10 protein-coding genes are annotated in these 13410 nt (G+C 22.7%); 3 read left to right on the top strand and 7 right to left on the bottom strand.

What is annotated here, in order from left to right:
- Positions 1-68: 68 nt before the first annotated feature.
- The 4 genes from ACZ5EC_RS00890 to ACZ5EC_RS00875 all read right to left on the bottom strand — a co-directional run bounded on the left by ACZ5EC_RS00890 (position 69) and on the right by ACZ5EC_RS00875 (position 5808).
- The gene (locus tag ACZ5EC_RS00890; protein WP_464303089.1) at positions 69-1496 is read right to left on the bottom strand and encodes a hypothetical protein; all 1428 of its coding nucleotides are present in this window, start codon (positions 1494-1496) and stop codon (positions 69-71) included.
- Between the two features lie 454 nt (positions 1497-1950).
- Positions 1951-2580 carry a hypothetical protein gene (locus ACZ5EC_RS00885; protein ID WP_464303088.1) on the bottom strand — a complete coding sequence of 210 codons (630 nt, stop codon included), beginning with the start codon at positions 2578-2580 and terminating at the stop codon, positions 1951-1953.
- Positions 2581-2681: 101 nt separating this feature from the next.
- Positions 2682-4394 carry a phospho-sugar mutase gene (locus ACZ5EC_RS00880; RefSeq protein WP_464303087.1) on the bottom strand — a complete coding sequence of 571 codons (1713 nt, stop codon included), beginning with the start codon at positions 4392-4394 and terminating at the stop codon, positions 2682-2684.
- A 10-nt stretch (positions 4395-4404) separates the two neighbouring features.
- Positions 4405-5808 (bottom strand): CCA tRNA nucleotidyltransferase, encoded by a 1404-nt coding sequence (locus ACZ5EC_RS00875; protein WP_464303086.1) that lies wholly within the window; start codon positions 5806-5808, stop codon positions 4405-4407.
- A 177-nt stretch (positions 5809-5985) separates the two neighbouring features.
- Between ACZ5EC_RS00875 and ACZ5EC_RS00870 the strand changes: the two genes are divergently transcribed.
- On the top strand, positions 5986-7653 hold the full coding sequence (locus ACZ5EC_RS00870) for an IS1182 family transposase (RefSeq protein WP_464303085.1): 1668 nt from the start codon (positions 5986-5988) through the stop codon (positions 7651-7653).
- A gap of 74 nt (positions 7654-7727) precedes the next feature.
- Here the strand turns inward: ACZ5EC_RS00870 and ACZ5EC_RS00865 are convergent, their stop codons facing one another.
- Together ACZ5EC_RS00865 and ACZ5EC_RS00860 are read right to left on the bottom strand one after the other, a co-directional pair.
- Positions 7728-8600 carry a flagellin N-terminal helical domain-containing protein gene (locus ACZ5EC_RS00865; protein WP_464303084.1) on the bottom strand — a complete coding sequence of 291 codons (873 nt, stop codon included), beginning with the start codon at positions 8598-8600 and terminating at the stop codon, positions 7728-7730.
- Positions 8601-9302: 702 nt separating this feature from the next.
- Entirely contained in the window at positions 9303-9497 is a 195-nt protein-coding gene (locus ACZ5EC_RS00860; RefSeq protein WP_464303083.1) for a DUF1858 domain-containing protein, read from the bottom strand.
- A 260-nt stretch (positions 9498-9757) separates the two neighbouring features.
- Here ACZ5EC_RS00860 and ACZ5EC_RS00855 point away from each other — a divergent pair, with 260 nt between their 5' ends.
- Both ACZ5EC_RS00855 and ACZ5EC_RS00850 read left to right on the top strand, forming a co-directional pair.
- Entirely contained in the window at positions 9758-12286 is a 2529-nt protein-coding gene (locus ACZ5EC_RS00855; protein WP_464303082.1) for a hybrid sensor histidine kinase/response regulator, read from the top strand.
- Between the two features lie 169 nt (positions 12287-12455).
- On the top strand, positions 12456-12773 hold the full coding sequence (locus ACZ5EC_RS00850; RefSeq protein ID WP_464303081.1) for a hypothetical protein: 318 nt from the start codon (positions 12456-12458) through the stop codon (positions 12771-12773).
- A gap of 92 nt (positions 12774-12865) precedes the next feature.
- Here the strand turns inward: ACZ5EC_RS00850 and ACZ5EC_RS00845 are convergent, their stop codons facing one another.
- The gene (locus ACZ5EC_RS00845; RefSeq protein WP_464303080.1) at positions 12866-13384 is read right to left on the bottom strand and encodes a hypothetical protein; all 519 of its coding nucleotides are present in this window, start codon (positions 13382-13384) and stop codon (positions 12866-12868) included.
- Positions 13385-13410: the final 26 nt, after the last annotated feature.

The raw sequence follows: 13410 nt of genomic DNA, 5'->3' as shown, positions 1-13410 counted from the left end.
ATTATAAGTAAAATCAATATTACAAATAAAATTAATATAAATATTAGATAAAATTAATATAAAAATTTTTAAAATCTAAATACATAAATCAGATAAAATCCTATACCTGAAAAATTAACACTACCATCACCTAATGGTATATTATATTTGGAATTTGAATAATCAACATATGTAACCTCAGTTAAATTTCCACTTAAAATATAATTCCCACCTAATATTAACTTAGATTCAGGATTTATCAAATATTCTAATCTTAATTCAGCTCTAGCTCCAAAAGTTTTACCATAATAATAATCAGTGTCTGAAAATAAATTATTTCTTAATACAAACATTTGACCACCTATCATACCAGATAAAGTCAATCGCCTATAAATTAAAGAATACCCTAAACCTCCAAAGTAAGCATAACTAATTGGAGAAGTTAAATACCCTTCAATACCAGATTCAATAAATAAATTAAAATTCAAATAGTATTGCAAAGACAAATCACCAAAAATTGTACCTTTGGAACTATCAATATTTACACTTGTATAATAATTAATATTTATATTACTAAAATTTAAAAATTTATAACCTAAATAAACCATTACATTAGCTGGTATTCTAACCTTTTCTACAACAATATCCCCTTCCTCAATTGAATCTGTTTCAATAAGTATTTTACCAATAGAAATTTTTTCAGAAGTTTCATAAATCCGGATTAATCCAACTTGTTTCTTAATAAAATCATTTTGAAATTTTACTTTTTTATAAATCAAAAATTCATCATTTACTTTTACACCAGAATTAGAACCCAGATAAATATACACATTATCTTTTTCTTTTTTTAAGACCCCTGTTTTCAATTTAAATTCTTCTATATTTTTAATTTGATATTGTAAATCAGTAATAAATCCTTCAAGACAATTTGATTGTGCATCACTAATACTCTTATCAGATTCCTTCTCATTATTTATAATAATTTCTTTTAATATATTATTATTCTTTAAATCAACAATCTCAATAGTTACTTCATAACTGACTTTATATGTTATACTACCATCATCATTTGTAAAACTATTTTCATTATAACTATTAATCTGTGGAATTATCAGGTAAAAAGAATTAACAATTTTATCAAAATCAGCTTTTTTAAAAACAAGATTTCCAAATGTATGGTCCTCTTCTGAATCAATATTTTGGACTCTATACTTTTTAATATCATCTATTAATTGTGAAGTCTTACTAACAGGTAAGCTAATATCAGGATAATAAATTATATTAAATCTTTTTAAATCAACAAAAGCTTTATAAATATAAGATTGAATTCTATAAAAATATTCAATATCAACTAATTGACTATTGCTACTTATACCTAAAACAACAATATCTTTTTTTTCATATTGCTCTATACCAAAAGTATTTAAAGAAAAGATTACAAATAATAATATTACAAGAATTATTTTTAAAATGTTTTTTTTATAATTATACTTTTTTAAATTATTAAAACATTTCATATAGTTTCCTTATTCAAATTACTAGTAATATTATACATAAATCATATAAATTTTATTTAATTATAAATTTTTTTTTATCTATTATTAATAAAAATTTAACACTTTTTATTTACTTCTCAACTTTTTATTTAAATAAAAAATAAATATTGATTAATAAATAACAAAAAATTAATTAATATTTTCAATATTTATTAATTTTAATTCAGTTTAAATTTCAAGAAAGTCAATAATGGAATCTTAAAAGAACTATATTATTTTAAGCATTATGAATTATAATATTAAAATTTTATTTTTTTTAATTTAATTTATTTATATAACTATAGTTGTTTTTATAATCATATTTATTTTTATAATTACATTTGTTTTATAATTATATTTATTTATCTAAATATATTTACTTATTCTTTTTGATATTCTAATATTTAAATATACATTTTTTATTTAAATATATTTATTACATTTGAAAAAATCTTATACTAAATAAAAAAGAAATCATTGTCATATTTATTTTGTCAGTTGATGGATAATTTGAATCAGCACCAGTTACTCGGTTAAACGAAGGAGATGAAAAAATTATTTCAAATTGTCCATCACTTCTGGAACCAAGCATTGTTCCTACCCCAACTTTAATTTGCCAATAAAATGCTCCATAAAAAAAAGTTTTGTTACCTGTAACAGAAGCATTATCTAATGGAGAAACTATATCAAATAAAAAACTATATCCCATTCCACCAGCTACAAATATAGAAAATGGTAAAGACATTGGAATTCTTACCCTAATTGTTGCATATAAAGGAAAATAAAGAGATGTCGAAGAATCAATAGTATTAGGCCAATCAATAGAACTAATTCCAAAATTTAATCCAATACCATAAAATACAGATTCATCATAATCTCTACCAAATACAGTTGAATAATAAAAACCATTACCATATCCAAATGGAAAAGATATTCCCATTCCTATTGTTAAAGCATTAGATTGAGCAAAAACACTTAACGATGATAAAATTAATAATGCAAAAATTAAAAACAACATTTTAAAAATATTTTTTGCAAATGCGCTATTTTTATTTAATAATTTCATTTTACATCTCCATTTTTATCATTAATGATTTATAAAAAACTTTATTTACCATTAAGAATGTTATTATTTATTAAAAAATAATTTGAAATCAATTTAATAAATTACTCTTTAGTTATATTATCGATAATATTATTAACACATGAAATTATTAAATCCAACTTTTTATTAATTTCTAATTTATTTTCATATTTCCCATTTATTTGATAATAAAATTTAATTTTAGGTTCTGTTCCTGATGGTCTTAATGTTATTTTAAATGAATCAAAAAAATATTGTAAAACATTTGATTTTGGTAGTTTAGTATTATCATTTAAATAATCAACGACATTTACAATTTTCATATTGCATAGTTCTTTTACAACATTATTTCTAAAATAATTCATAATTTTTAAAATTTTGTCTTTACCTTTTAGCCCTTTAAAAGTATAAGATACCAATTTGTTCTTATAATATCCAAATTTTTCATATATACTGTTAAGAAACTCATCAAAATATATACCTTTAATTTTTAAATAAATTGCAATTTCCAATGCTAATAATGTTGATACTATAGCATCTTTATCTCTTGCATGATCACCTATTAAATATCCATAACTTTCTTCAGCACCAAATAAAAATGTACCATCATTATTTTTATTCATTATTTCACCAATATATTTAAACCCGGTTAAAGTACGAAAAATCTTTACATTAAAACTTTTAGCAATTTTTTCCTGTAAATCTGATGTTACTATTGTATTACATACATAAGGATTTTTTATTTTATTCAACATTTTTAAATTATTATATTCTGATAAAATATAAAACAGATATGCTATCCCAATTTCATTACCGTCAGGCAAATAATAACCTTCTTTAATTCTAAATCCCAGACCTAACCTATCTGCATCAGGATCATTTGCAATAAAAACATCTGCATTGTTTTTTTTAGCAGTATCAATTACCATTTTTAAACTTTCTTTTACTTCAGGATTTGGGACTTCAACTGTTGGGAAATTTCCATCAGGGATTATCTGTTTTTCAGGATAAAATACATTTAAATTTAGTTTTTCAGATAATTTTTTAAATGGAAATATTCCTGTTCCATGTAAAGAAGTATATGCTATTTTTAAATCCTCTACTTTTGAAAAATAGTTTTTATTTATAATAATATTTAATATTTTTTCAAAATATTCATTATAAAAATCTTCATCTATAAACTCTATTATTTTTGATTGTAAACCCTTTTCAAAATCAATTTTTTTTATATATTTCAAAAATTTTACATTTTTAACATATTTAATTATCTCCCCATCTTGAGGAGGAACAATTTGTCCACCCATTGAATTATATACTTTATAACCATTATATTCAGGTGGGTTGTGAGAAGCTGTAATCATTATACCTAGATTAGCATTAAAAATTCTAATTGCAAAAGATAGTATCCCAATAGGTGTTGGATTTGAAAAAATATATACTTTTATCCCAAAATATGCAAAAATTGAAGCTACCTCTTTAGCAAAATCATAAGAAAAATTTCTAGTATCATAAGAAACTACAACACTTAAAATTTCATTTTCATTAGATTTGTTATCAAGTAAATAATTCACAATACCAAAAGTTGCTTTACCTATAGTATAAATATTTATTCTTGAACTACCAGGGCCAATTATTCCCCTCATACCACCTGTACCAAATTCTAAATCTTCCAAAAATAATTCTTTTAACCCTTCTTCACCTTGTTCCTCTTTTATTTTTAAAATTTCTTTTTTTGTTTCTTCATCAACATAATCAGATAACCAATCTTTTAATTTTTCTTCTATAATTTTTTCCATATTCCCCCCTTTAAACTTCCTGTACTTTAGATAAATATTTTTCAGCTAATTCCATTAATTTTTCTTTATTATTTAATTCAGGATTGTCTAAAACTTTCTCTAAAAGATGATTTAATATGTTGCCCACCATTCTGGATGGTTTTAAATTAAATCTTTCCATCAAATCATATCCATTTATATCAAGATCAGTAATTTTCAATGCATGGTTTTCTTTAATAACATCCTTTATTTTATTATAAAACCTAATTAAAATTTCAGGGTATCCAAAAGATTTACCATTTCCTATTCTATCAGCTACTCTTAAAGCAAATAAATCATCTATTAAATCTTCACCTACCCTTTTAACAAAACGCCTAACTGCTCCATCACTCCATTCATTTGTATAATGAAACATATGAAATTTTATTAATCGAATAACTCTATCAATTATTTTATTAGGATATTTAAAACGTGTTAAAAAATTTTTTGCTATTTCTTCAGAATAAATTTCATGATTATAAAATACATTTTCTTTAGCACCTTTCCCTTTATATTCATATAAAGAGTTTGTTTTTCCTACATCATGTAACAATCCCGCTAATCTCATAATTAAATTATTATCAGTTGCATCACAAGTATACAAATTATGATAATATATATCATATTTATGAAATTCATTTTGTTTTATACCATATCCTTCTTCAAGATCTGGCAATATCATTTCTAATAATCCTGTTATTCTTAAAAGTTCAATACCAAAAGATGGTCTATTTGATAACAATAATTTATTAAATTCATCTCTAATTCTCTCTACAGAGATATTTCGTAAATTTTTTTTCCATTTTGAAATAGATTTAAAGGTTTTTTCTTCTATTTCAAACATTAAAGTTGTAGAAAATCTTATAGCTCTTAATATTCTTAAAGAATCTTCAGAAAATCTCTCGTCAGGATCACCAACTGTTTTAATGATTTTCCTTTTTATATCATCAATTCCATTAAAAGGATCTACAATTTTTCTATTTAATGGATCAAAAGCAATAGAGTTAATTGTAAAATCCCTTCTGGATAGATCTAATCTAATATCATTTACAAATTGAATATCATCAGGATGTCTATTATCCTTATAACCTTGCTCAATACGATAGGTTGTAACTTCATATTTTTGGTTCTTAAAAATTACTGTTACTGTTCCATGTTTAAGACCGGTAGGTATAACCTTTTTAAAAAGTTTCATTACAATTTCAGGTGATGCTGAAGTAGTTACATCAATATCAATCTCTTCATCTTTATTTTTAAAACTTTTACTATTGAGTATAACATCTCTTATAAATCCACCTACCAAATAGGCTTCATATCCATTTTTATAAAATACTGAAAAGAAATCGATAATATCACTGGATAAATTTTCTAAAATTAATTTTATTATATTTTCCACTACTTCAAAGTATCTTAATATGATTTTTTTTCAACTTTAAACACTATAATTAAAATTTATATCTTTTACAATTTGTATTTTATTTAGTAAAAAAATAAATTGTTTAAAAAAAAGGGGTTGTCTCAAAACTTGGGGACAACCTCTTTTTTTTTATAATTTATTTGCTATAATTGAATTATGAAAAAGAGAAGAACAAAAGTACATAATAAGGTAGTATTTAAAAGATATATACAGGATGAACCACTATTATTTCCAGAAAGATTAGAAGAATATATACCAGAAAATGATATAGTAAGAATAGTAAATGATTTAATAGAAAATATGGATTTAAATTTTCTTTACAGAAGCTATAAAGGAGGTGGTAGAAGTAGTTATCATCCGAAGATGCTTTTAAAGGTAATAGTTTATGCTTATACCCAGAAAATATATTCATCAAGGAAGATAGCCAAGGCATTAAGAGAGAATATATATTTCATGTGGTTAAGTGGGAAGAATTATCCAGATTTCAGGACAATAAACAAATTCAGGAAAGAGAAGTTAGGAAGACATTTGGAAGAAATATTCAGTATATTATTATCCTATTTATATGAAACAGGTTATGTAGATTTAAACAATTATTTTTTAGATGGGACAAAAATAGAAGCTAATGCGAATAAATATAGTTTTGTATGGTCAAAGAGCATAAAAAATTACAAAAAGAAGCTTAAAGAGAATGTAAAGAAATTATTAAAAGAGATAGATTATTTAAATGAAGAAGAAGATAGATATTATGAAGAAAAAGAGTCTGAAGAATCTAAAGGTAAAAAGGAAGTATTAGATTCAAAGAAACTAAAAAAGATAGCAAAAGAATTAGAAGAGGTATTGAAAGAAGGAGGAGAAGATAAAAAAGATAAAAAGAGCAAACAATTAAAAAAAAGTATTAAGAAGTTAAAACAGGATTACATACCAAGATTAGAAAGATATGAAGAGCAGGAAAAGAAATTTAAAGGACGTAATAGTTATTCTAAGACAGATGAAGAAGCTACATTTATGAGGATGAAAGAAGATGCAATGTTAAATGGTCAATTAAAAGCAGGCTATAATGTACAGATAGGCACACAAAATCAATTTATATTGTGGTATAGTATCCATCAAGATAGATCAGATACAAACACCTTAATCCCTCATTTAGAAAGTTTAATATCAAAGACAGGGAGAAAACCAACAAATTTAATAACTGATGCAGGATATGGTTCTACTTATAATTATTTATATTTAAAAAGGAGAGGAATAAATAATTATGTTAAATATTCAGGATATTTTAAAGAAAGTAAAAGAAGTTTTAAAAAGGATAAATTAAACAGACAGAATTGGAAATATGATGAGTCAAAAGATTGTTTTATATGTGCAAATGGGAAAGAATTAAAATATGTTTATACTGCAAGATCTACAAAAAGGAAGAAATTAGAATTATACAAAGTATATTCAACAAATGGATGTAAAGGTTGTATTTATCAGGATAGGTGTAGTAAAGGAAAACCTTACAAGAATATATGGGTAAATCCAGTATTTTTAAAATTAAAATCAGAAGTTAAATCGAATTTATCAACATTAATGGGACAGGAGTTATCATTTAGAAGGAAGATAGAAGTTGAGACCGTATTTGGAGATATTAAACACAATATGGGATTCAGGAGATTTATGTTAAGAGGAATAAATAATGTAAAAATAGAATGGGGATTAATAAGTATAGCACATAATATTAGAAAGTTGTTTAAACTAAATAAAGGAAAAATTTTACCTTATTTTTTATATTTATTAAATAATTCATTTGAAAATTCTTTTATTTTTTCCTTTAATTTATAAATTTTTATATTTTTATTTTTTTTAAAAAAAAGGACTGCCTTAAGATCTAAGACAGCCCCTTTTATTTTTTAAGATTATCTTAAAAGTTGTAAAATTTGCTGTGGCATAGTATTTGCTTGACCTAACATAGCAGTTGCAGCTTGAGTTAAGATATTATTTTTTACAAATTTTGACATTTCAAAAGCCATGTCTGTATCTCTTATTCTACTTTCAGCTGCTTGTAAATTTTCAGCTCCATTCATCAATCCCTGTGCTGCAAATTGTAATCTTTCTTGATAAGCACCAAGATCAGCTCTTTGTTTGTTAACCTTTTCTAAAGCTCCATCAATTAATCCAATTGAGAGATTTGCTTTATCCTGAGTAGAAACAGAAATAAAGGTAGCTGTAACAGCTCGACCAACAGGTGATTTTAAACCTAACCCCTGAGCTGACATTGTACCAATATTGATTTTTATTCTCTGATCCATATTAGCACCTACATGTAACCACATTGAAGCAGCTATTTCAGAAGTGAGAGTTGGTTTTGCAAATCTTCCTGTTAGTAAATTCATACCATTAAACTGAGCATGAGATGCAATTCTATCGATTTCAGATACCAATTGAGAAACTTCAACCTGAATATTTAATCTGTCCTGGTCATCATAAACACCATTTGAAGCTTGAATTGCTAATTCTCTCAACCTTTGAAGTGTTTGAGTAGTTTCTTTTAAATACCCTTCAGCAGTTTGAATTAAAGAAATTCCATCTTCAACATTTTTTTCTGCTCTGTATAAACCTCTTATTTGAGCTCTCATCTTTTCAGATAAAGCTAATCCAGCAGGATCATCAGCAGCTTTGTTAATTCTTTGTCCAGAAGATAGTTTTTCAATACTATCATTTTGTTTCCAGCTGTTGAATTTAATTTGACGTGCAGCAAATAAGGATGATAAGTTGTGATTAATTATCATGCCTTCCTCCTTGATTTATTTAATAACATCCTTGTTATTCTTAATTTCGTCATATGTATAAAAAGTTTAGTTTTTTTTATTTATCTTCATCTTCATTTTCATTTTTTTTAAATATTCACTATTTTAATTTCGGTACATTGTTATTTTTATAAAATAAAGGATAAATGTAAAGTAACTAAAAAATAAAAAAATTAGGTTATGTCTATAAAAATGTGTAAATTAAAAATAATTAAAGGTATGTATATAAAAATGTGTAAATTAAAATATGGTCATTATAAAAAATACAAATTATATATAAAATTTATTAAAAGTTTTTATAAATGGTAAATAATTGATTATACAACATAATTATTTAACAAAAAAAATTAAAGAGATTTTATTTGATATTTTCAATTTGGAGTATAAGTTAAATTTTTATTATAACTTTAATCTTGATTATAAAATAAATTTTAACTACATCTTTTATCCTAAATTACAAAATTAGATTTTATTTAAAATTTTTTAATGTTGAAAATATAGATTATTAACAATTAAATTATAAATTCATTTTAATTATAATATCAATTTAATTTATGAATTCATTTTAATTATAACATCAATTTGATTTATAAATTCATTTAAGTTATAATTTAGTTTAATTTTCTATATTTATTTAATTTTTTATATTTAATTAGTTATTAAAAAAATTATTTTTAACTTATTTTATTTATTATAGGTATCTTCCAATTCTCTAATAACTCTACCAACATCAACTTTATGTAGTCTTAAACCCTGTATCAATGTTTCAGATCTTGCTGCAAAACAACCAACACATCCAATATTATACTTAGCAAGAATTTGTGCAGCTTTAGGATGTCTGGATAAAACATCCATTATTCTCATATTTGCCCAATCCATAATATCCTCTTTTTAAAATTTTATAATTCTCTATCTTTTATACAAATAAAACCTAAAATAATTATTTTTCAATTATATTATCTACTAATTAAAATTCTGATGAATATTTATTTGCTATTATTTTGATATTAACAAAATTTGTGTATTGATTTCCATTTATTTTGACATTTTGATAATTTTAATTAAAATTATAGCAGAAATAATTAATTTTAAAAATAATTTTAAAATTATTCATTTAAGTTGTTTTTAACAGGTAAATAATGAAAAAAATTAAAAAAAAAATATTTCTTTTTAATAAAATTCTTTATTTTACATTTTATCCAATTATACTACTGTTTTTTATTTTCATTATTTTAAAAATTTTATTATTTTTAAATGTTAAAAATATTAAAGATCCATATGACTTAAAAGTAATTTTAAATTATTTTTATATAAGTTTTTTTATCTATTTTTTAACCTTTATTGTTGTTTCAATTATTCAATGGTATTCCGTTAAACATTTTTCAAAATATATGCAAAATAGATTAACCGAATTTATTAAAAAAATTGAAAAATCTGTAGAAAGTTCTAATTTAGAAAATTTTCCAGAATCAACAATTAAAGAATTAAATTTATTTTTTTCAAATATTAGAACTTTAATTGAAGAAAATATAATATTAAAAAATAGGATTTTAGAAAGATACAATGATTTTGAAAATTTACTAAATGAAATCAATGCTTATTTATGGATTGCAAAATGGGATTATCAAAATAATAAATTTGGGATTGAAAAATATGAATTATTAACAAAAGGAATAGAAAAGATAACTGGATATACCCCAGAGGAATTTATTAAATCAAAAGATGACTTATGGTACAAAATTGTTTTTAAAGAGGATATTCCTATAATACAAAAAAATGAAAAATTATTAGAAAAAGGGGAACAAATTATATCTAAGTATAGAATAATTGATAAAAATAATAACATAAAATGGGTTTTAGAAGTTACTTATCCAGACATCGATCAAAAAAACAAAAAACTTAGAAGTATTTTTGGTCTTATTCTTGATATAACCAATCAAATCCAATTAAATATTGATCTTGAAAAAAGTGTTTCAAGATTTGAAAAATTCATTGAAAATTCACAGGATGGCATTTTAATTGTAAATAATGAAGGGAAAATAGTTACATGGAATGAAAAAACCTCAGAAATTATGGAAGTTTCTTCAAAGGATGTAATGGGAAAGTATATATGGGATGTCCAGTTTGAACTTTTACCCCCAGAATTAAAGACAGAAAATACATATAAAAGGATAAAACATTCTTTAGAATTGCTTTATATAAAAAAACAAGCACCATGGTTAAACCAGAATATTGAACAGCAAATTTATACGCCTTCAGGAAAAAGGAAAGATATTATTGTAACTACATTTATTATTGATTATGAAAACTTCATGACTGGTAGTATTATAAAAGATATTACAACATTAAAACAATTCCAAAAAGAAGCTTATAAAAAACAAAAAATTGAATCAATAGGTATTTTAGCTGGTGGAATTGCTCATGATTTTAATAATTTCTTAACAATAATAAATGGAAATCTTTCTCTTGCTAAATTAATGCTTCAAGAACCATTACAAAATATGGAAAAAAACGAAATTTCAAAAATTATTGATGAAGTTATATGGGCATCAAAAAAAGCAAAAAATTTATCAACTCAATTACTAACTTTCTCTAAAAAAGGAAGTTTAATTAAAAAAACTATTAATTTATATAAACTTGTAAAAGATTCACTTTCATTTTCATTAACTGGTAAAAATATTATATTTAAAATTAATAGTTTTAGTAAAGAGATCCCATTTTATTGTGATGAAAATCAATTTTTTCAAATTTTTAATAATTTAACTATTAATTCAATTCATGCTATAAATGAGAAGAAAACATCAAAAGGAGTTATAAAAGTAGAAATAAAGAAAATAAATCCTTTTGAAGCTCCATATAATAAAATATTTGAAAGATACTTTATAACAAATAAACAAACTTTCAAAAATAAAAATATTAAAAGTTTTTTATTTATTACTTTTTATGACAATGGTATTGGAATCCCAGATAAAATTATTAATAAAATATTTGACCCTTTTTTTACTACAAAACAAAATGGGAATGGAATGGGTTTAACAACTATATATTCAATAGTTAAAAAACATGGTGGTGATATATTTATAGATTCAGTGATTAATAAATATACCAGGTTTGAATTACTATTCCCTTATAATGAAAAATTAACTATTGATAACAATATTAATACTTCAAAAAATAAAAATATACAAAAAAATCATAAAATAAAAGAAAATAGCGAAATTATTTCTGAAATCAAACAGCAAGAGATTAAAAATAAAAATCTAAGTATCAAAAAAAAGCACCTTAAATATAAAAAACAAAATAATCTAATTATAGTTTTAGAAGATAATGAAAATATTCAAACTTTAATAAAAAATTTCTGCAATAATTTACAAATTCAATGTAAAATTACATCTTCAGGTATTAAAACTATAAATATAATTAAAAAGCTTATTAGAACCAATACTATACCAAGACTAGTTTTACTAGATTTAACAATAAAAGGTGGAATGGGTGGACTTGAAACAAATATCAGGTTAAAAAAAATATATAGAAATTTACCTACAATTGTAATGAGTGGTTATTCCAATAGTATAATTTTATCTGATTATAAAAAATACAATTTTAATGGAATCTTATTAAAACCTTTTGAATTTAAAGAATTTAATAAAATCATTGAGAGCTATTAAAACAAAAAATTACACTTGAAATTTAATAATATTTGTTTTATTTAATAATATAGAGATAATATTGATAAAAATTAAATTTTTGTTTATCTAGATAATAACTTAAATATATTATAAAGAAAGATTAAATAGAAATGGAATAATATATTATTAAAACAAGAAAATTAATATTATGAGAATAAACAACCAATATGTAAATAATTTATCCAAACAAACACATAATAATCCCATAATCCCAAAAAATAGAAAGAATGCTTCAAATATTGAAAAGAAATCAAATTCTAAAAACGTTACTATAAAAAAAAGTGATGTATTAAAAGAATTTATTAATAAGATGCAAATCACATATAAAAAAAGAGGATTTTATAGGTCCTCTATCTCTTCAAGGCAAGCTATAACATCTTATAAAACCGCTCTTTCTTATCAAAGCGATTTTTCTATATCTAAAAAAATTGCAGATTTACAAGTTCCATTTGATGAAATTGTATAAATATCAATTCAAACTTTTCAAATTTTGTTTAAAAATTTTTTTTTAACTTCTCTAATTTATAATATTTCTATTTATAATAATTAATTTTTAGATTATTTATTATCAAATAGATTTTTAATATTTTCAAGATTTTTCTTTGTTAATTTAACACCTATTTGCTGTAGTGCTAATGACCTAGCATTTGACATATCTGGCATACTATCACCTTCTCCAGAAATAACATCTTGAAAATTTTTATTTTTATTGTTTAGATTCATTCCTTTTAATCTAACTTCTACAGAAATTTTATAATCACCTTTATTTCCAGCTACTGAAACAATATCACCACTATATTCCAAAACCGAATATACTTTGCTTAATTTTTTAATTTTTTCAATTGCTATATTTTCCTGTGAAATTCCTAAAAACCATACAAATATACCATTTTGATTTAAATAAGTTGTAACTTCTAATCCAAATGAATCAATATCTTTAGGCATAAATTGACCATAATTATTATAAAAATAAATAGCTACAGTTTTTTGAGGATCCCAATCTGTAAAAGAGTTAATTGGAAAAAATACTACAAATAATAATAAAAATAATATAATTACTAAACTTTTCTTTTTCATTTGTCAATCTCCTTAAATTATTTGTT

The organism is Exilispira thermophila (assembly GCF_055389015.1).
The sequence above is the reverse complement of the archived record's forward strand: the minus strand, read 5'-3'. Positions and strand labels throughout refer to the sequence as shown.